A 20,855-nucleotide genomic window follows, 5' to 3' on the forward strand; every position below is an offset into this window, starting at 1 on the left:
AAGTTAAAAATAAACTTTATTTCCGAGTCTGTAAATGTATATAAATATATCCACCAATTAAACAGGTCGTGAATATACCAGCTATCATGCCGCTTACGAAGCTGTACATATATAATTACCTCACTTTTATGTGTTAGTAATAACATTCGGTATCAAGTGAAGTATTCCTTAAGGCAAAGGTACCATTTCTAAGGGAGCCAAGTCCTAATTAAATAGTGCGTAAGTACTACTTGGAAATCATACTAGTCCTTTATAAACATTCCCATATCATAAAGAATGACCATTTAGTGATCTAAATGGTCATTTTATTACAAATTTAGTTTAAAGCATACTATTTAAAAAGGCTTGAGTGCGTGCCTGCTGAGGGTTATTAAAGATTTGTTCGGGAGTTCCTTGCTCTACTATATCACCATCATCCATAAAGATAACGCGATTTGCGACCTCGCGGGCGAAAGCCATTTCGTGTGTAACAACAAGCATAGTCATGTGTTCCTGAGCTAGCTGCCGCATAGCCTTTAATACCTCGCCAGTTAGTTCAGGATCTAAGGCCGAAGTGGGTTCATCAAACAGCATAATATCTGGTTTCATTGCCAATGCTCTAGCAATTGCAACACGCTGTTTTTGCCCACCTGACAGCCTCGACGGATAGTTATCCCGCTTCTCGAACAGCCCAACCTTTCTGAGTAGTTCTTCAGCCTCGGGAATAATAGTGTCTTTTTTTACACCCTTAACAAGCATCGGTGCTTCGATAACGTTTTCAATAACCGTCATATGCGGGAAGAGATTAAACTGCTGAAATACCATCCCCATCTTATGACAGATTTCTCGAGCTTTATCCTCTCTGACATATTGACATCGTCCATCTGGCCCTTCAGCGGCAAGAACTTCGCCCTCAATTTCGATAGTTCCGCCATCAATTATCTCCAGCCTGTTTAAACACCTTAAAAGAGTACTTTTCCCTGAGCCTGATGGTCCGATAATAGCAACAACTTCACCTTGCTGGACTTCTAGGTTAATACCTTTCAGAACCTCAAGGCTATTAAAGCTTTTCCGTATATTGGTTAAGTGTATCATTTTCATAAACTGTCACTCCTACTCATCATATGCCGCGTAGCGCTTTTCAAGCTTATTAAATATCCAAGTTAACACCAGCGTCATTGCTAAGTAAAATACAGCCGCTACTGCAAATGGAGTCATATCAAAATCACGCTGTACAATAGTTCTTGCCGTGCGCAGTAGATCATTCATCGCCAAAACATATATAAGTGAGGTATCTTTGACAAGGGTAATTGTTTCATTACTAACCGGCGGAAGTACTCGCTTAATCATTTGCGGCAGAATAATTCGTTTCATTGTTTGAATATAAGTCATACCTAAAGCTTTTCCTGCCTCATACTGACCACGTTCGATAGACTGAACACCCGCCCGGAAAATTTCCGCAAAATAAGCTGCATAATTCAACACAAAGGCTAGGACAGCCGCTGGGAAATCCGGCAGTTTTATTCCTATATAGGGGATGAGCGGTAAAGCATAGTAGACAAACAATAGCTGCAGCATCAGAGGCGTTCCACGCATCAGCCATATATAAGTCTCGACCAGAAAACTTAAAGGTTTATACTTTGATAGACGAGCCAATGCCAAAATCAAGCCTAGAGGTAATGATAGCAGTAATGTTATAAAAAACATTTGCAGCGTAACATTAGCTCCATCCATCATTGGCCCAAGCATTGCTGTTATTCCCATAATTATTTCTCCTCTTTTAAAACCTAGGACTCTACAAAATAGAAGGCTAATGGCAATTACCATCAGCCTCTATACTTACTTAACTATATCTGCTCCGAACCATTGTTTAGATATTTTTGCAGATGTACCATCTTTTTTCATTTCGTCTAATACTTTTTGGACTTTATCGCGTAGTTCTTTATCTTCTTTCCTAAAGCCAACTCCATATGTACCAACTTCACCTAAAGCTTGTTCAATAGCAATGAATTTACCCGGTTCTTTAGACATTAAGTAACGGCCAAGAATTTCATCTGTAACAACCGCATCTACTCTGCCTGTTTTAAGATCCATAAAAGCAGCTATAAAATCGGCATACTGTTTAAAATCTTTTAAAGAACTTTTGAGTTTAGTATCTTTTACTACTACTTCTTCACCAATGCTGGCCTGCTGAACACCTACTACCTTACCTGCTAAGTCAGCTGCACTTTTTATTGGTGATCCTGCTGGTACAAATATCAGCTGCTTGCTTTCCATATATGGCTCACTGAACAATACATTCTTTTTGCGTTCTTCAGTTATATTCATGCCATTCCAAAGAGCATCAATTCGCTTGCCATTCAATTCAGCTTCCTTACTGCTCCAGTCAATTGCCTTAAATTCTACTTCCATACCTAGTCTTTTAGCAGCTTCTTTAGCCATATCGATATCGAAACCTACAATATTATTTTTTTCATCTCTAAAGCCCATCGGCGGGAAGCTGTCATCCAAACCTATTACGATCTTCTTAGTGGATGTCGCCTTAGTAGCAGTACTTCCACAGCCTACTAATACTAACCCAGCCATCATTACCAGAAGTATAAATGCAACTATTTTCTTCATTTCTTAATCCCCCTCAGATAAATTCCTCTCGTAACTCCATGTCACTATTTTACTTTTATGCGCTAAAATATGAAAGTATTAAATTAGTGCAATTATACAGCTATAAAGGGCATTTTTCTTTCATAAGCTTTTTTTTGCTCAATAAATTGCTGTATTTCATTTTTTTATAGAAAACACGCTTGCAAGCCTTAGCGACGGCAAAAGTCGATAATTACACCTTATGTATTAAGAAGGTTTAAACTGGTAAGGCCAAAAGCAAAACCCTCCAGTCATACAAACTGAAGGGCATAGAATCATTGACCAGTAAAATTTGCTTTACGCTTTTGAACAAAGGCCGCCATGCCCTCTTTCTGATCTGATGTTGCAAAACACCGGCCAAACACCTCTGCCTCATAAGCAATGCCTGTGTCAAGGTCGGTCTCAATCCCTTTGTTGACTGCAGCTTTGCACATCTGTACGGCTAAAGGAGCGCAATTTATAATTTTCTCTGCCATCGTTATGGCAGCTGTCATTAGCTGCTCTGGCTCCACCACTTTGTTTACCAGCCCAATACGGTAGGCTTCCGCAGCATCTATCATCTCGCCAGTAAATAGTAATTCTTTGGCTCTCCCCTTACCGACAAGGCGCGGTAATCGCTGCGTGCCACCATAGCCGGGAGTAATTCCGAGAGATACTTCCGGCTGGGCAAACTTCGCTTTAGCAGAAGCAATACGTATATCACACGCCATTGCTAGTTCACAGCCTCCGCCTAGAGCGAAACCATTGACTGCTGCGATTACTGGTTTAGGCAGTTTTTCAATTTTACTAAATACACTCTGCCCTAATTTTGCCCATTCACATCCTTCTTCTACTGAAAGCGGCTGCATTTCACTTATATCCGCTCCTGCTACGAAAGATTTAGTTCCACTGCCTGTGATGATAATAGTTTTTACTGAATGATCTTTTTCAAGTTCATCCAAAAGATCATCAAGTTCCCTTAACATCGCTTCATTTAGGGCATTCAACGCTTTGGGTCGACTCAGAGTGATAGTAACAATACCACCACTAACTTCACATTGTAAGTTCTCGTAAGGAGTCATATGCTCCCTCCTTCTTTTGTTACATCAATGAGCAAAAACGTGCTCATTTAGAGTAGGTATAGAACCCTTTTCCGCTTTTGCGGCCAAGATAACCAGCCTGAACCATTTTTCTAAGAAGTGGACAAGGCCGATATTTAGGATCACCAAAACCGTTGTACAACACTTCCATAATGTATAAAACGGTATCATTACCAATTAGGTCAGAAAGAGCTAAAGGCCCCATTGGATGGTTAAAGCCAAGCTTTGCACAGTTATCAATATCCTCGGCAGTTGCCACACCCTCCATCAATGTATATACTGCCTCGTTAATCATAGGCATCATTATTCTGTTACCAACAAAACCTGGAGCATCAGATACCATAACAGGAGTCTTACCTAGTCTTATTGCAAGAGCCTTCACCGCATCGCTCGTCTCTTGGTTTGTTGCCAATCCATTAATAATTTCGACTAGTTTCATAATAGGGGCAGGGTTGAAAAAGTGCATTCCAACGAACTTATCAGGACGTTTGGTAAATGCAGCCAGGGCAGTAATAGGTACAGATGATGTATTGCTAGCTAAGATAGTATGAGCCGGGCAAAGATTGTCCAGCGTTTGAAAGATATTTCGCTTGATATCAACATTTTCAATAGCAGCTTCTACTACTAAATCAACATTGCAAGCATCTGAGTCTAATACTACAGCACCCGAGATTCTAGCCATGATATTATTTTTTTCGTCAGCCGTAAGTTTTCCTTTTTCAATACCTTTGAGCAAATTTTTCTCAATTGAGGCAATTCCTTTATCAACCAGATGCTGGCTGATATCATTAAGAATTACGGTAAGACCGCTTTGGGCCATAACATGAGCAATACCGCTCCCCATTTGCCCTGAACCTATTATCAGAACTTTGGTAAAGTCCATTTAGTTTTCCCCCTATACCCTTTCGATGATAGTTGCAACTCCTTGACCACCGCCAATGCAAAGGGTTGCAAGACCACGCTGCGCTCCTCGCTGCTGCATGGCATGAATTAAGGTAACTAATATTCGGGCACCGCTGGCACCAATTGGATGGCCTAGAGCAATAGCTCCGCCATTAACATTAACCTTTTCTTTGCTAAAGCCTAACTGCTGCCCAACTGCTAGAAACTGAGCGGCAAACGCCTCATTTGCTTCAATAAGATCAATATCTCCTATGTCTAGACCAGCCTTGCTAAGAGCTTTTTGCGTCGCAGGAACCGGTCCCATCCCCATGATCGCAGGGCTTACACCACCCGATGAATAGCTGACAATGCGTGCTAGAGGCTTTATGCCTAAACCTTGCGCTTTTTCGGCAGACATTATAACTAAGGCAGCGGCTCCGTCATTAATGCCGGAGGCATTGCCTGCTGTTACAGTGCCATCCTTTTTAAAGGCTGGCTTCAATTTTGTTAGTTTTTCAAGCGACGCGTCTGCCTTGGGGTATTCGTCAGTGTCAAATACGACATCAGCCTTTTTCCCTTTGATTGTTATTGGTACTATTTCATTGCGGAATGCACCATTAGCGATTGCCTGTACGGCTTTGATTTGAGATTCATAAGCAAGTTCGTCCTGCATATTCCGGCTAATAGTATATTTATCTGCTACATTCTCGGCAGTAATACCCATATGATAATCATCAAAAGCACACCACAAGCCATCAGTAATCATTACATCTGTTAGTTTGCCATTACCCATACGATAGCCCCACCTTGCTTTGCTATCAAGCAAATACGGTGACTGGCTCATATTTTCCATACCGCCTACAACAACAGTTTCGGCCTCACCAGCCATGATTGATAAGGCGGCAAGATTGACTGCTTTTAAGCCCGAACCACAAACTTTGTTTATTGTGTATGAAGGTATTTCAACAGGCAGCCCCGCCCTAATCGCAGCTTGTCGTGCAGGATTTTGCCCGAGACCGGCCTGAAGTACATTACCCATAATCACTTCATCAACCGTTTCAGCAGTTACACCAGCGCGATTAAGGGCTTCTTTTATCACAATACTACCTAACTCTACTGCACCAACATTAGCAAGTGCACCATTAAATGAGCCAATTGCCGAGCGGACTGCACTTACGATAACAGCTTGTTTCATTCTCCCACCACCTTAGTCTATAATTGGAATTGCCTTTGCCCCTTTTAGCTCCAGCCAACCCCACCATAAAACTTTCTTTAATGAAATTTGAATATGTGAATTACCTTCTTTTATACGAAGTTTCGTATTGTAAAATATTTGCACACCCTGACAACTAGCAACTATAAACCTCTCTTGATCTGACGATTGCGGTTGCCCCAGCGTTATCTCCGGTACGTAACTACCTGTTACGCTATTTTTTGAACAAGCTCAGCCACCGATAGCTGGATAAAATATAAGATCTATAGTAACGGCCTTGGTGCGCGTAATTATATAATGCTCAGCATCTTTGTCTATCTCAAACATTCTATCACCCTGCTTTTGTTAATCTAATATTACGTAAAATAGCAGCTAGATCATACGCCAAAGAGTTTTCAAAGACTATAAGCTCATCAGGTTGCAGCTGTTGGTCTTCACTAAATAGACCATCTATTATGCAAGAGCTTGCAGACTTTGCTAATCCTTCAAACCCTCCACTTTTAAACGCAGCCAAAAGCGTATCATTAAAAATCTTCTTATCATTAATATTGTAGTCGTAAACACTGCACCACTTTGTGAGCAGCTTCTGCTCATCAAGCTCAGTATTAGCCAATATTTCGTCACGATGACTCCCTAACAGTACAAGAAGAGCAGAAAGATACACTTTCATCACCGACAAAACTTTTACTTTCGAAAACTTGCTGGTTATTCTTGGTCGATACGCTTTCTCTAATGCTGGCCCTATTCCTAGCAGGCTGGCAATCGTCTCATCGGCAGCGGCTGCAGCAACAAACAGCATTCGTCGCTGTTGATTATTCGAGGATTGATTGGCCGCTCTTTGACAATATAGCTGGGTATGCCTTGCAACCTTGTAATAGTAGGATCCTCTGGCCTTAGCCACTATGTCTTTGATAAAAGTTATTATTGGCATAACCATCCTCCATCTTTATTAAATACCTGCTTTTTCGGATAATGCTGCCCGGAAATCCGGATGGGCTATGGCAATAAGCGCACGAGCTCTTTCTCTTAGGCTCTTGCCGCGAAGCTCAGCAACTCCATATTCGGTTACAACATAATGCACGTCATTTCGTGATGTTGATACAGCTGCACCACAGTCAAGCTCTGCTGCGATTCTTGATATCTTGCCATTTGCCGCAGTAGCTGGAAGGGCAATTATCGATTTGCCGCCCAGTGAACGACTTGCCCCTCGTACAAAGTCAACCTGTCCCCCAATACCGCTAAACTGCTTGGTTCCGATCATCTCAGCATTTACCTGCCCCATAAGGTCAACCTGTATGGCCGAATTGATTGAGATCATATTATCATGCTGACCTACTATATATGGATCATTAACATAATCAACAGAACGCATCTCAACTGCATGGTTGTTATTGACAAAGTCATAAAGCTTTTGTGTACCCATTAGGAAAGTTGCGATGAATTTTCCTGTATTTATATTTTTTTTCTGATTAGTTATTACTCCTGACTCAGCAAGAAAAACGACTCCATCACTAAACATCTCGGAATGGATTCCAAGGTTTTTCTTATCCCCTAAAAACAGCAGCACAGCGTCAGGTATTGCCCCAATACCAAGCTGTAGAGTAGCTCCATCAGGGATAAGACTTGCTACATGTTCACCAATTTTCCGCTCAATTTCCCCTATTTGCGGGGGCTTTAGTTCAATCAGCGGCTCAGTTTGTTCAACGATGTAGTTAATATTATCTAGGTGAATCTTAGCACCGCCTGTACAAGGAAGATTGCTGTTGATCTGACAAATTACTGTAGCCGCACTCTCGGCTGCAGGCTGAGTATAATCAACAGAAAGTCCGTAACTGCAATAGCCGTCTTGGTCCGGTGGTGTTATCTGCAACAAAGCAACATCTACCGGTAACAGCTTATCGCGAAAAAGACGCGGTACCTCGGAGAAAAAACACGGCGTATAGTCAGCCCGTTTTTCCTCTACTGCTTTTCTGGTTGAAGCACCCACAAATAGAGCATTATGACGAAAGCTTGCTTCCATTCCTGGTTGAGCATATTTAGCCTTTCCCATAGCTACCATATGAACTATTTCAACATCGTGCAGCTCAGGTGCACGCTTAACCATAGCTTCTACAAGAGTTTGCGGTTCGCCGCAGGCATGACCGATCACCACTCTGTCCCCAGATTTAACGATTTTTAACGCCTCATCGGCTCCCATAATTTTATGTTTATAGAGGTTTCTCCAGTTTTCCAAGGTAATCCCTCACTTTATTGATTACTATTGAGCTTAAACTCTTTTCACCAACTGCTAGATCATCAACACTTTCGCCAGCAATAAGTGCGGCGGGTTTGTCATATTCAATTCCTTGCCTAGCACAGCTTGCGGTGCAGCCGCTAATACATATAATAAAGTCCGCCTCAGTACTGTTATAGACTACCCTAACGCCGTGAGCGTTAAGGTAGTCTTCTATTTCTTTCGCCAGCCTTCTACGGTCAATCCTAGGGTTACAACCACCGCAAAATTTAATGCTCGTTAACATTTCTGTCATTATCCTTGCGCAATATCTTAAGTGCCATATCAATTAATTCATCATTCACCTGAAATACTGGCTGAACTCCTTTTATTTCAGGGCAGGCGTCCTTAATCTCACATTCAATAAATTCTGTAATGGTATGCTGGGCACCGGGGCATGTGCTGCATGCCCCAGTCAGCTTGATTTGCACAAAACCATCGCTAGTAACTCCAACTAATTCGATATCACCGTTATGAGCTTGAAGCGATGGCCTGATTTTTTCGTCGATTACTTTTGCTAATGAGTTCATAGAAATTAACCTTTTGCAGGAATACCGGCAATTGCCTTAGCCAGTTCTTTTTTCTGCGCAATATTACCTTGGCGGGCAATCATAATACGCTGAGCTTGCGGTGAGCCAGCGCCGTGCATTGACTCTGTACGATACCCTACAGCTGCTGTACCAAGAGTAATGTTTTCAATAAGACGTAAAATCCTCATACGATACTCGGTAGGTACCGAAGCAACACCTTTGAAGTATTTCTCTACAACCTTACCAATGACTGGGTGATGAAGATCCTTCTCTGACGGCATGGTCACCATTAGTCCACCAGCTATATCTTCAGCAAGCCTTGCAATCTCATAAGGGAATCGAGTAACGTTTTGCTTACAAACATTAGCTAACAGTAAATCAATTAGATACGTACCAGATGCCGTCTTATATCCTTCGGCTGAACAGGCAATACCGCACGCATACAGAGTTTCGTTGAGATGTACCATTTCGATAAGTTTATCTTTTAAGTGTGAAGCCTTCTGCGCACCATTATAGTCAGCGGCTAGGGCAGCGGCGCCAATAAGAACATCACCTACACCGACTTTACAGCCGCCATAACTTTGGCGATGATAGCCGGCAAAGCGTTCAACTAGCGCACCGCTGAACTCATATTCGCCGCACATGAACACGTTTTCCCAAGGAATAAAAACATTATCAAAGACCATTAGGGCTTCATGTCCGCCAAACTGTTTATTACCAACATCTATATCTCCGCCCTCAAGTTTACGAGTATCGCACGATTGACGTCCATATATATAGAAAATTCCCTCTGCGTCAGCTGGTGCTACGAACGAAACTGCATACTCGGCGTCTTCCTGCGTCATAGATATTGTTGGCATTACTAAAATCCAGTGAGAATTAAGAGCACCTGTCTGGTGGCATTTAGCGCCGCGAACAACTATACCATCGTCCCGTTTTTCCACAATTCGAACATACAAATCAGGGTCAGCCTGCTTACTTGGACCAAGACCGCGGTCACCTTTTGGATCGGTCATTGCTCCGTCTACAGTCCAATCTTCTTGCTGCATCTTAAGAAGAAAACTATTAAATCTATCATGATAATTTGTGCCAAGCTTTTTATCCATTTCGTACGTAACACTGTCAACGGCATTTATTGCGTCCATCCCAACACAGCGCTGGAAGCAGGCCGCAGTTTTCTGACCAAGCAGGCGCTGCATTTTTACCTTTTTAACCAAGTCTTCAGTACTCTGATGCAAATGACAGAAGCGGTTAATTTTATTACCAGTTAGATGAGAAACAGCAGTCATCAGGTCCTCATATTCAGGCATCTCTGCCAATTCATAAGTAGCTTTAACTGAGTTCATAGATGGTCTGATAATTGGATGGTCGACCGGGTTCTCTATTAGTTCTCCCTGTAAATAAACTTTAAAATTTAACTGACGCAAACTCTCCTCATATTGCACTGCAGTTTTCATTTCACTACCCCCTAAATTTTATAAATAAGCATTTTGCTTACTCTTCACCAATGCGGCTATTGAATACTGGGTCCTTGGTTTTATCGTATTTATTCCAATTGCGGAAGAAATCTTTACCGTAGATCAACGCACAAAGGACTATTCCAACCCCGAAGGCTGCTGCTGCTTCACGGGTAATAAGTACAGCGGCCACAATTCCAGCTACACCAAGATCATTGAAAGTACGGGCTTTCAATATTCCAACCCGCACGGCAACATAACCTTGAACAAGCATAGTCAAGGACAGAGCAATCGGCAAAATAGGTTTAACTAGTGTTACGATTGGCGAAAAGAAGTAACCAGTAAACGTTCCCCAGCGGAAGGAAGCTACTCCGCCGAACAAACTATCCATAGCTTCCGGACCATGTTTATATCGTTCACACTCAACTACCTGCATTGCAGCCCACATTGGTCCGCACATCGAGGCATCTGGACCAATCATTGACATTCCGATGTTGCGGATACCAACGATCATATTATTGCGATTAGCATCAAAATGGATATCTTCATCACCATGGCGAAATTCGCGGGCTTCGTCAATAAGTGCTTCAGCCTGGATTAATTCACCAAATAAGACTATGTATACGGCGAATACTAGCGGGGCGGCACTCATATAAAGACTAAAAGGCGGCCAGCCAATACGATCTGCAAAAGGAGTCCATTCAGTAAAAAGTGTATAGAATTGCGGAATGGTAAAACCCCATTGTATTGTCGGCCATGGAAGTTCTTTAACCAAAGGTGCAACAAAAATCGCCAATACTAAGGCCGGCATTAAGCCAAGATCGGAAAGATGCTTAAGTAACTTGCTTTTGTTGCGCAGCGTTTTAAAATGGTTCGAAAAGAGAATATAAAACGCAAAACCAATTGAGATAGTGATAGTCCACGGATAGAGGTCAAAACGTCCGCCATGCTGGAACACCAGACGTACAGCGGCAATACCTGCACCTAGCAAAATTCCCGACTTAAGTGCATCTGGTACAAGATCGACAAAACGCTTAGCCAATCCTGTCATACCCAATAGCAATGAGAATAGGCCCAGCTCGAGTTCAAAAGCAATGAGGGCATGCATCCTCGGAACTCCCTCAGGGAAAGTTTTAAGCCAAAGTAAGAGCAGCGGAATAGCTGGTGTAATCCAACCTGGAACAACTGGATCACCGAGATGAGCATGCCACAAATAGAAAAATCCATTGAGAATTACAATAGTAATGGCAATTTCAAACGGCATACCGAGATATTCTTGAAGCACCGGGATAATTCCAAGGCATACCGCACACATCAATAAACCTTGGATAAAGTCGGGTAGTTCAAAACGATAATGAATGAAGGGCAGTCTTAATTGAAACGGGCCAAATGGGATAAAAGGCTGAGGTTTTCCAAACTCACGCTTGTAAACAGGTCCTAACCAACTCATTTCAACTCACCTCTTTATTATTAATAGAACTCAGAAAAATTTGGGGCTCTAGTTCGGCACCTCATTTACTACTCCGATGTTCTACTAATCTATATTGCAAATTGCATGCCAACAGGATAAGCTCATACCATATCTACATTTATAAAAATTTATTAGCTATCAAACTGTTAAAAGCGTGTGCAGCTTTGCACACACTTTATCTTAAAAAACTGCTCGTACTGCTAAGCTTACGGGTGTGCAAAAATGCACTGTATAGTGCATTTTTGCACACCCGTCTATTTAATTGTTATTTGCAACTAATCCATATTTAACAGCTTTACGAAAACAAGTGCTGCGATCAATACCAAGTACATTCGCGGCCAGCTGTAAGGTTCCATATTCTTTTAGAGTAGAGGCAAGCAAATATTTCTCAGTCGACTCAACTGCCTCTCTAAGCTTTGCTCCAGGTTTAGGCAAAGTTTGCTTATTAGCTAGTGAAGCTGGCACTGCAGTACTATCAATTTCATCGCCAGGGGTAGTAACAACCAGTCTCTCGATAACGTTTTCAAGTTCTCTAACATTACCCGGCCAGGAGTACTCAGTTAATCTGTCGATCACGTCGGGGAGAATAGTTTTATAAAAACCAAAACGCTGATTAAACTTGTCCATAAAATGCACAACCAGCAGAGGTATATCTTCTGCTCTTTCGCGCAACGGCGAAATATGAATTGGAACAACCATTAATCTATAATAAAGATCTTCACGGAAATTCCCTTCCTTCACCATTTGAGCAAGGTTACGATGGGTTGCTGCGACAATCCGTACATCTATTTTTATTGGCTCAACACCGCCAACGCGAGTAATCGTTCTATCTTGTATTGCTCTTAGCAACTTAACCTGGAGAAAGGGTGGCATTTCCCCAATCTCGTCTAAAAACAGCGTACCATTATTGGCTAATTCAAATAGCCCTGGCTTACCCTCTTTTTTTGCTCCTGTAAAAGCGCCGCGATCATATCCAAACAGCTCGGATTCTAAAAGATTCTCCGGTATGGCGCCGCAGTTAATCTTAATAAACGGATACTTATCCCCTTTACCATGCTTGTGAATGAATTTAGCAACTAATTCTTTACCAGTTCCTGATTCGCCCGTAATTAGTACTGTTGAATTTACTTCGGCAACCTTTGCCGCTAACTCCAACACTGAAGCCATTGCCCTGCTCCGATAAATTAGATCAGATTCTTTTATATGAAGTGATCTTAGATGTGATACTTCAGTCTGGTATTTGAGCCTTTCTTCCCTTGTCTTACATAATCTCTTTTCCAGCTGGTTAAGCTCTGTCACATCACGCACATTTGTAACCACTCGAAATAGCCGCCCTCGTTCATTAAAGATTGGGTTACCTGTCACCAAAATTTGCTTATTGCTTCTCTGAACTGTTTGACTAATTGTTACACTTTCTCTTTTCTCCATAACAATAAGAGTGACGGACTGATCAAACACCCCTTCACTTACCAGACTAGCCATACTCTTGCCTATTACTTCGTTAGCTTTGATACCAGTAATTCGCTCATAAGCCTCGTTAACTCTAAGTACAATCCCGCCACCGTCCGTAATGAATATGCCGTCATAAGAAGAATTGATAATAGCCTCAAGTTCAGTGATCAATCCCCTTACAAAACCTATCTCAATTGACCGATCGGCTGTTTCTGATTGTTTCAAGTAACTTCACTCCCTTGCTTAAATTAAAAACCAAATTTCTGTCCAAGCATTTATACATATTTATTAGAGCTTGTACAAATTTATTACCATAAAAACTTGTTATGCAGCGCTGCATGCGAGCTAGGCCTAAAAATAATGCAAGTTTTGTTATGACGGCACAAAAAAAGGTAACTCGCACCTTAATGGTGAGTTACCTAAACATTTATCTTTTATTTAGCACCCGTATGTTAATACTTCATATTATATAGGGAATACGGCTCATGCCTAGCGTTGGTAAAGATAATGGGTTATAACCAGTAAAAGAAAATGATCTTTGCGAGGTGCGCTAATGCGTAAATCGGTAATTGTGGCGGTTACGCTTGTCCTATGCTTATTACTTCAGACTACATTTGTATTCGCTGCTTCTTGGAATATTGCTGCATCATCAAACAACCAAAATTGTTATTTTGATACTGAATCAGTTAGGTATATTAAGGTAAATCATGAAAAACATATCGAAGTCTGGGTTCATTTTGTCCTTCATCGACCTCTAAGTGATGGCACTAAAACTTATATCCAAAAACTATGGTATCAAACCGATACTAAAATGTTCTCGATAAAAGCCGAACATTTATATGATATCAACGGAACCCATCTGCGAAGCAATTCCTATCCTAATGTCTGGTATGACATTATACCAGGCACAATGGGTGAAACGATTTACGATAACATAAAGAGCTATTGTGAGAGGAATCGTTAGCCTTTAAAAATGTTAGCATCCCTTAGCAGCCATTTGTTAGTTAAGCCTGCCCCCTTGTCTGCATTTTACAAATTAAGCTTAATTTAGTTATGTCACTGATTTTAAGACACTTGAATATCATAACTAATAAAGAGACTTTTGTGGGGGGATCTATGGGTGGGACATTATATTAGGGTAGAAGCCAACGTAAAAATCTATGTAGAGGATCTGAACCCGGAAGGTAAAGAAACAATTTTATTTATTCACGGCTGGCCTGCAAATCATAAAATGTTTGAATATCAGTATAACCAATTATCTTGTATGGGCTATCGCTGCTTAGGATTAGATTGTCGAGGCTTTGGTAATTCGGATAAACCTGCCACAGGATACGATTATGACAGATTATCGGACGACATTCTTTGTGTAGTGCAGGCACTCGATTTACAGAATATAACTCTAGCTGGTCACTCTACAGGGGGAGCTATTGCAATTCGCTATATGGCTCGCCACAATGGCTATGGTGTTTCAAAACTTGCTTTGTTTGCAGCTGCAGCTCCTAGTCTTATAAAGCGCCCTTATTTTCCTTATGGAGTAGATAAGGACATTGTTCTAAAAATAATTCAGGGAACATATTCAGATCGTCCTAACATGTTGCAAGGCTTCGGAGACATTTTTTTCTTCCAGCATATTACCAAACCATTTTCAGATTGGTTTTTCCAATTGGGTCTGCAAGCTGCCGGCTGGGCTACAGCTGAGATCGCAAAAACATGGCTCGGCGAAGAACAATTGTTTGCCGACCTTGAAGAAATACATGTGCCAACATTAATACTACACGGCATACATGATAAAGTAGTTCCTTTCCAATTAGGCGAAGTCCAAAACCAGTGTATTAGGAACTCAAGACTTGTACCTTTCAGGTTTGGAGGTCATGGGTCATTTTACGACGAGCGTGAAAAATTTAATAATGAATTGATAAAGTTTATTGAAGAATAATAAAGAAAACACGGCTTGCGCCGAGCCTTAGCGACAGCGGAAGCCGATACTTACCCCTTATGCATGTAAGAAAGTCTATACTTTATTATCGTAAAAGAGGGAGTCAGATCCGCACTTTACCTGCGCAGATCTGACCCCCTCTTTTATATTCCCTCACCATTAAGACCATTTAGATCATCTGTATCATTTAGCTTATCAAGATTAAAAGGTGTGCCCTGATAGACATAATAGTTAAGCCAGTTTGAGAAGAGTAAATTCGCGGCACTGCGCCAGCGTACTACTGGCATCTGCTGAGGATCATCGTTAGGATAGTAATTCACTGGAATGTTAATTGGCAGACCTTGCGCAACGTCACGATCATACTCTGCTTTAAGGGTCAGGGGATCATACTCCGAATGTCCAGTTATAAATAATTGGCGGGATTTTTTAGCCACAACTGCATAGACACCTGATTCCTCTGACTCAGAAAGTATTGTCAACTGAGGTACTTTCTCGATATCTTCTCCTTTAACTTCTGTATGACGGGAATGTGGAACATAGAAGATATCATCAAAACCACGGAATAGCATCTTCTCTTTAATGTTGACTTTATGGGGAAATACACCAAAACATTTTTTCGGTAAATTATACTTTGGAACACCATAGTGGTAATATAACGCCGCTTGTGCTCCCCAACAAATATGAAGTGTGGAATAGACATTTTTCTTACTCCATTCCATAATTTCACATAGTTCATTCCAGTATACAACTTCTTCGAACGGTATTTGCTCTACTGGTGCGCCGGTAATTATCATGCCGTCATATTTACGAGTCTTAATTGAATCAAACGTCTCATAAAATTTGACCAAGTGCTCCTGAGGAGTATTTTTGGGTTCATAGGTTGCCGTATACAAAAAATCAAATTCCACCTGCAGCGGGGAATTGCCGAGTAAGCGAAGCAGCTGGGTCTCAGTAACTATTTTGGTCGGCATCAAATTAAGCAGCAATATGCGAAGTGGACGTATGTCTTGTGAATAAGCTCGATCCTCGTCCATTGTAAATATATTTTCCTTTTCGAGGATATTTACGGCGGGCAGATTATTAGGAATTTTTATTGGCATAAAATCCACTCCTTCAGCTTAAGTATACTTAAAAACGCATAGTCCTTCTAATAAACACTAATGTGTATACCCAAAAGGCTTTATTTGCCACGATAGACAAATAAAGCCTCGTATTTTACAATTATACTATTTACCTTACCAGATATTCAACTCATTTTTCATTAACGAGCGCGGCTTGCTCTTTTGCAATAAAAGCCGCTGCGCTCGCTAGGAATTAATTGGCTAACCTACTTTATTAACTTCTTACTTAAGTGGTTAGCTTTTTATCTTGTGGTCAAGCCTTTAGCCCGATTTTCTTCTTCAGCCAAAGCATCTGCAGCATCTTTAGAAGGTGGCAAGCCGAAAGCTGCTTCCATTATCTTTCTTGCAACCGGAGCAGCTGAATCTGAGCCGTAGCCGCCTTGTTCTACAATTGCGGCGATAGCAATTGTAGGGTTATCATATGGACCATACGCGACAAACCATCCATGGTCATCACCATGCGGATTTTCGGCTGTACTGGTTTTGCCGGCGATTTGAGCATTGAAGCCTTCGAAAATGTACCCAGCTGTACCGCCAGGCATAACAACCTCGCGCAAACCATTCCGAATAGCGTTGATATTTTTCTCAGTCATGGGTATTGTGCCTATTTCTTCTGGTGCAAAGTTTTTAATCGTCTCCCCATTCGGCGAAACGATTTGTCGTACTAGGTACGGACGATAACGGTGCCCGCCGTTTGCTATCTGACTTATAACTGACGCCATCTGCAGAGGTGTTGCCAGATGAAAACCTTGACCAATAGCTGCATCGAAGGTTTCGGATAAATACCAATCTTCACCATATACCTTTTCTTTATACTTGCGGTTAGCAACTAGCCCATCATCTTCGCCGTTCAAATCAATTCCAGTTGTTGCACCTAGTCCAAATTTCCGTGCCCACTGTTCTAGGTTATCTATTCCCAATCGATTACCCAATTCGTAAAAATAAACATTATTTGATTTGACCATGGCTTCATTAAAGCTTATATATCCTAGTGCCGCCCCATGAGCATTTCCTTTGGGTACAAGCCAATGTCGACCGGTGTCTAATATCTTTTCTTCAATACCTACTTTACCCATTTCTAGAGCAGCTGTGCCTGTTACAATCTTAAAGGCCGATCCAGGAGGATATGCAGCGCCGATAGCTCGGTTTTGCATCGGGTTAAAAGGGTTATCATTTATTGCTTTCCAGTCTTTTACTGAAATACCGCCGTTAAATAAATTTGGGTTAAAACCAGGACGGCTTACCATTGCTAATATCTCACCAGTTTTTGGATTCATAACCACTACAGCTGCACCCTTTGCATTGGGATTTCCCAGCCTTTTCTGTAAGTAGTTAAGCCTATCATCCAAGGCCTTCTCTGCGGCCTTCTGAATCTTTTCATCTATGGTAAGTATCAGACCATTACCAAGCGTTGGTTCCTTTTTACCTAGCATTCTGACAGGTCGTCCAGTTACATCAACCTCTACCTGAGCCCCGCCATTAACCCCACGAAGCTCTTTATCATAATATTTTTCTAGGCCAAATTTGCCAATAATATCGCCTGTTTTGTAACCTTCGGACTTCTTTTTTTCTAACTCAGCATCGCTGATTTCGCTCACATAGCCAAAAATATGCGCACCTAATTCATTATTAATATAATTGCGGACTGATTCAATCTCGATTACTACGCCTGGAAGTTCATAGCGGCGCTCCTCTATCTTAGTAACAATATCCTGCCCAACATCGCTTTTAATTCTTATTGGGGACAAGGGGTTATCCTGCTGCTTAATTTTGGCCTTAATATCAACCAATTTCATATCCAGAATGACCGACAGTCTTTCCAGTACATCATCAGGTATTGGGCCGGATATAGGAACTAAGGAGACCGAAAAACCTGGACGGTTGGATACTAGCAGCACACCATTTCGGTCAAAAAAACTGCCGCGCGGCGCCATCACAGGCATAAGTCTAATTCGATTGCTGTCTGCTTGCTGATGATACTCTGCTCCCTTAGCTATCTGTAAATACCCCATCCTGATTACAAGAGCGGCAATTACAAGCATAACGATATAACCTAATATATCCAATCTACGATTTCGATGTTTCCCAACCATCTCGCAGCAGCATCCCTTCATTATTATCTACTATAAAATTTCTCACAGGATGGTAACATAACGGGAATGGAGTAAGCTGCCAAACTTGACTCCTCCTGAGCTACCCACATTTCACTCTCTATAATTATACTACATTATGTTAACAATTTGGCTTAAAAATTTTCTTTTGCCCTTAGTTAAATTTATCCACTATATCTAGTCCTGCATAAAATAAACCTGGCTCAATACAGAAAGGCTGCCTAGATATGGTTAAATTAAAAATGGGACCATTAACTCCGACGATGAAGTTAACAGTCCCATATAGTAGCTTTATTTTAATTGTACCGTTACTTGCACATTCGCCCCTACAGTTACCTTACCCACTAGAATATTCGGCGGTGCAGCCGCATCCATATTTGCACTCTTTAACATCCTACTTTCCATTATAACTGGGTTATAGTAAACACCAGATTCATTTACCAGTGTTACTCCTGCAACCTTTTTATTTAGAGCGCTCGCAATTATATCAGCTTTGTTCAAAGCATCTTGGATAGCATCTTTCAAGGCGTCTTTTCTGCTTTCTGATTCATTTTCAGATTCAAATCTTACCCAGTTTATCTCAACGGCGCCAGCTTTAGTGACTTCGTTTACTACAATGCTTGCTTTATCTATAGCAGTAACGACTTCTAACCGCTCAGTTATACGGTAGCCTTTTAGCTTAGGCAAACGATCATCCTCATAGCTATATATTGGATTTACTTGATATGTATCTGTTTTAATTTTTTCTTCAGATACTCCTTGTTCTTTCAAAGAAGCTAGAACTTTGTTAACTGTTCTGTTATTTTCAATTTTAGCGTTTTCGATATTCGAATTAAATGTGTTAATCGCTATTGAAATCCTTGCAATATCAGGAGCAATTTCTTTCTGACTGCTGCCGCTAACCTGTACGACTGTTTTTGTAGCCTCGCTTGCAAAAGCCGGGGTAATAAGCATTAAACTCACTGCTACAAGCAATAGTATCTTTTTAAACATTTTTATAACCTCCAAAAAATAATTTATTTGTTTTGTTGCATCTATTAGGTAAAACGTAATACAACCTCAAAAGGTAACGGCTTGTATTACGTTTTTTATTTATTTTCAACCTTTTTTTCTATTAGAGAGCCAGCAATTTGCTGAAGCTCCTCTATTGGCCTTACCCCCTCTATCTTGAGAACATACTTCTCACGTTTGACTATAATAGCCTTCCTATCAGGATCGTTCAAAACAACAATATCTGATACCGATTTTTCTATCGTCGCTTGTTCTTTAGTTTTTTTCATATCCTGATCCAATTCGCGGGTTGTCTGAGTAATAATAATTTCGTCTTTTGTGCCCTGGTTGTATAACTGGCGAATAATCCCGTTATTTTTATCTATTGTTACTGAGTACGCTTCTTGATTTGGGATTACCATCATAATAATTGACTTGTTTTCAGCATCTTCGGACTTTGTTTCTAGCGGTAAATCACTTGCTATTCTGGCCATTAGAATATTTTCATTTTCTGTTTCACTTGAGTCTTGTTGCTTTCGCATAGCTACATAATTAGTCCTATCTTCAACTATCGGCTCTGAAATCACAGCTTTTTCAATTAATTGAGGAGTCTTACTAACTTTATTTTCCACGACCTCAGACTGAGACTTACTTGACGACGAATCAATAGTTTTTGCATATTCTTGCGAAGGCTGATCGGATACTTTTGACTCGTCTGCAATGGATATTTGCGGTGATATATCGTCAGCAGGCTGAGGTGGTAAAACGTGAACGAATGCAACTACAAATCCGGCGGCAACTGCCGCAGCAAAGCTGCCATAGAGCCAATGTTTTTTTCTTTTTGGCTTACGACCTCCTAATTCAAATGCTAGCTTGTCCGCCATTTCTCCGATAAGTTTAGTTGGTACGTCTTCGTCGGTATATGACTTCTTAACAACTGCCGCCACATCAATCAGTTCTTTTACATCAGCTGATTTGATGTTAGGATGTTTCCCTTGATTTAAGTCATCTAGACAATTTGACAGTTCTTCAATTTTCATGTTTTCTTTATTCATACTCAGTCCACCTCCTCATTTAACTATTCCGATATTCAAGCACATATTTCGCAAATTCTTTAATGCGCGCTGCTGAAGCATTTTGATAGCGGATTCAGTTTTATTCATCTTTATAGCTGCATCACGGATTGACAATCCTGAAATGACTCTTAATTGTATCGTTTGGCGCTGCTCGTCAGGCAGACTATCAACCAAATTAAATATTTGCTTTTCACCTTCAAGCCGAATTGTATATTCTTCCGGTTTTTCTGCCTTGTCCATTATTGCTTCGCTATACTCTGTTATATCCAATAACTGGGGCGAGCGGCCAGTTTTACGCCAAAAATCATTTACTAAATTCACAGCTATTTTAACTAAATAATGTTTAAAAGGTATGTTCAATATTTCGTAACGTGGTAAAGATCTGAATGCCTTCATAAATGTATCTTGGGTTATTTCCTTAGCGTCATCTTCATTGCCAAGTTTAGAGTATACAAGCCTGTAGATAGGCTGCCAATAGTACGATATTAAGGTATTTAAGGCCTCGCGATCTCCCGTTTGTGCTTTTGTTATAAGTAAATTCTCATCCTTCACTTAAGAAATCACTACCTCCCTTCTAGACTGCCTTATCATACTAAAATTCAGGTGTAATAAAAAGTTCACCTGCTCAAGTCTCACTTTATAAATA

The 20,855-nt window shown here is 40.9% G+C and carries 20 protein-coding genes; 2 read left to right on the plus strand and 18 right to left on the minus strand.

Features of this window, described 5'->3' with window-relative positions; all coding sequences use genetic code 11:
• Positions 1–321: 321 nt before the first annotated feature.
• The 13 genes from V6C17_RS04150 to V6C17_RS04210 form a co-directional block, all read right to left on the minus strand.
• Entirely contained in the window at positions 322–1,080 is a 759-nt protein-coding gene (locus V6C17_RS04150; protein WP_333521281.1) for an amino acid ABC transporter ATP-binding protein, read from the minus strand.
• Between the two features lie 12 nt (positions 1,081–1,092).
• Positions 1,093–1,743, minus strand: coding sequence for an amino acid ABC transporter permease (locus V6C17_RS04155; RefSeq protein WP_333521282.1), 651 nt, complete (start codon positions 1,741–1,743; stop codon positions 1,093–1,095).
• Between the two features lie 75 nt (positions 1,744–1,818).
• Entirely contained in the window at positions 1,819–2,601 is a 783-nt protein-coding gene (locus tag V6C17_RS04160) for an amino acid ABC transporter substrate-binding protein (RefSeq protein ID WP_333521283.1), read from the minus strand.
• A 293-nt stretch (positions 2,602–2,894) separates the two neighbouring features.
• Positions 2,895–3,680: a short-chain-enoyl-CoA hydratase gene (locus V6C17_RS04165; protein ID WP_333521284.1), complete on the minus strand. Its 786-nt coding sequence runs from the start codon at positions 3,678–3,680 to the stop codon at positions 2,895–2,897.
• 43 nt (positions 3,681–3,723) lie between these two features.
• A complete protein-coding gene (locus V6C17_RS04170; RefSeq protein WP_333521285.1) occupies positions 3,724–4,581 on the minus strand; it encodes a 3-hydroxybutyryl-CoA dehydrogenase in 858 nt (285 codons plus the stop codon).
• A 12-nt stretch (positions 4,582–4,593) separates the two neighbouring features.
• Positions 4,594–5,775 (minus strand): acetyl-CoA C-acetyltransferase, encoded by a 1,182-nt coding sequence (locus V6C17_RS04175; RefSeq protein ID WP_333521286.1) that lies wholly within the window; start codon positions 5,773–5,775, stop codon positions 4,594–4,596.
• 349 nt (positions 5,776–6,124) lie between these two features.
• Positions 6,125–6,724: a hypothetical protein gene (locus tag V6C17_RS04180; RefSeq protein WP_333521287.1), complete on the minus strand. Its 600-nt coding sequence runs from the start codon at positions 6,722–6,724 to the stop codon at positions 6,125–6,127.
• Positions 6,725–6,742: 18 nt separating this feature from the next.
• On the minus strand, positions 6,743–8,026 hold the full coding sequence (locus tag V6C17_RS04185; protein ID WP_333521288.1) for an acetyl-CoA hydrolase/transferase family protein: 1,284 nt from the start codon (positions 8,024–8,026) through the stop codon (positions 6,743–6,745).
• Complete coding sequence (locus tag V6C17_RS04190) at positions 8,001–8,312, minus strand: hypothetical protein (protein ID WP_333521289.1); 312 nt, start codon at positions 8,310–8,312, stop codon at positions 8,001–8,003. Before V6C17_RS04190 ends, V6C17_RS04185 begins: the two co-directional genes overlap by 26 nt.
• A complete protein-coding gene (locus V6C17_RS04195) occupies positions 8,296–8,595 on the minus strand; it encodes a NifU family protein (protein WP_333521290.1) in 300 nt (99 codons plus the stop codon). Before V6C17_RS04195 ends, V6C17_RS04190 begins: the two co-directional genes overlap by 17 nt.
• A gap of 5 nt (positions 8,596–8,600) precedes the next feature.
• Positions 8,601–10,052 (minus strand): 4-hydroxyphenylacetate 3-hydroxylase family protein, encoded by a 1,452-nt coding sequence (locus V6C17_RS04200; protein WP_333521291.1) that lies wholly within the window; start codon positions 10,050–10,052, stop codon positions 8,601–8,603.
• 37 nt (positions 10,053–10,089) lie between these two features.
• Positions 10,090–11,502: a hypothetical protein gene (locus V6C17_RS04205; protein WP_333521292.1), complete on the minus strand. Its 1,413-nt coding sequence runs from the start codon at positions 11,500–11,502 to the stop codon at positions 10,090–10,092.
• A gap of 279 nt (positions 11,503–11,781) precedes the next feature.
• Positions 11,782–13,200, minus strand: a complete 1,419-nt coding sequence (locus tag V6C17_RS04210; RefSeq protein WP_333521293.1) for a sigma-54 interaction domain-containing protein — start codon at positions 13,198–13,200, stop codon at positions 11,782–11,784.
• Between the two features lie 328 nt (positions 13,201–13,528).
• Here V6C17_RS04210 and V6C17_RS04215 point away from each other — a divergent pair, with 328 nt between their 5' ends.
• Both V6C17_RS04215 and V6C17_RS04220 read left to right on the plus strand, forming a co-directional pair.
• Complete coding sequence (locus V6C17_RS04215) at positions 13,529–13,939, plus strand: surface-adhesin E family protein (RefSeq protein ID WP_333521294.1); 411 nt, start codon at positions 13,529–13,531, stop codon at positions 13,937–13,939.
• A gap of 156 nt (positions 13,940–14,095) precedes the next feature.
• Entirely contained in the window at positions 14,096–14,911 is an 816-nt protein-coding gene (locus tag V6C17_RS04220) for an alpha/beta fold hydrolase (RefSeq protein ID WP_333521295.1), read from the plus strand.
• A 143-nt stretch (positions 14,912–15,054) separates the two neighbouring features.
• Here the strand turns inward: V6C17_RS04220 and metA are convergent, their stop codons facing one another.
• The 5 genes from metA to V6C17_RS04245 all read right to left on the minus strand — a co-directional run bounded on the left by metA (position 15,055) and on the right by V6C17_RS04245 (position 20,761).
• Positions 15,055–16,011 carry a homoserine O-acetyltransferase MetA gene (gene metA, locus V6C17_RS04225; protein WP_333521296.1) on the minus strand — a complete coding sequence of 319 codons (957 nt, stop codon included), beginning with the start codon at positions 16,009–16,011 and terminating at the stop codon, positions 15,055–15,057.
• 263 nt (positions 16,012–16,274) lie between these two features.
• On the minus strand, positions 16,275–18,125 hold the full coding sequence (gene mrdA / locus V6C17_RS04230) for a penicillin-binding protein 2 (RefSeq protein WP_333521297.1): 1,851 nt from the start codon (positions 18,123–18,125) through the stop codon (positions 16,275–16,277).
• Between the two features lie 309 nt (positions 18,126–18,434).
• Positions 18,435–19,136 (minus strand): SIMPL domain-containing protein, encoded by a 702-nt coding sequence (locus tag V6C17_RS04235; RefSeq protein ID WP_333521298.1) that lies wholly within the window; start codon positions 19,134–19,136, stop codon positions 18,435–18,437.
• 95 nt (positions 19,137–19,231) lie between these two features.
• Positions 19,232–20,188: a hypothetical protein gene (locus V6C17_RS04240; protein ID WP_333521299.1), complete on the minus strand. Its 957-nt coding sequence runs from the start codon at positions 20,186–20,188 to the stop codon at positions 19,232–19,234.
• A 15-nt stretch (positions 20,189–20,203) separates the two neighbouring features.
• A complete protein-coding gene (locus tag V6C17_RS04245; protein ID WP_333521300.1) occupies positions 20,204–20,761 on the minus strand; it encodes an RNA polymerase sigma factor in 558 nt (185 codons plus the stop codon).
• Positions 20,762–20,855: the final 94 nt, after the last annotated feature.

The organism is Dendrosporobacter sp. 1207_IL3150 (assembly GCF_036763085.1).
Taxonomy (GTDB): Bacteria; Bacillota; Negativicutes; order DSM-1736; family Dendrosporobacteraceae; genus JBAIYU01.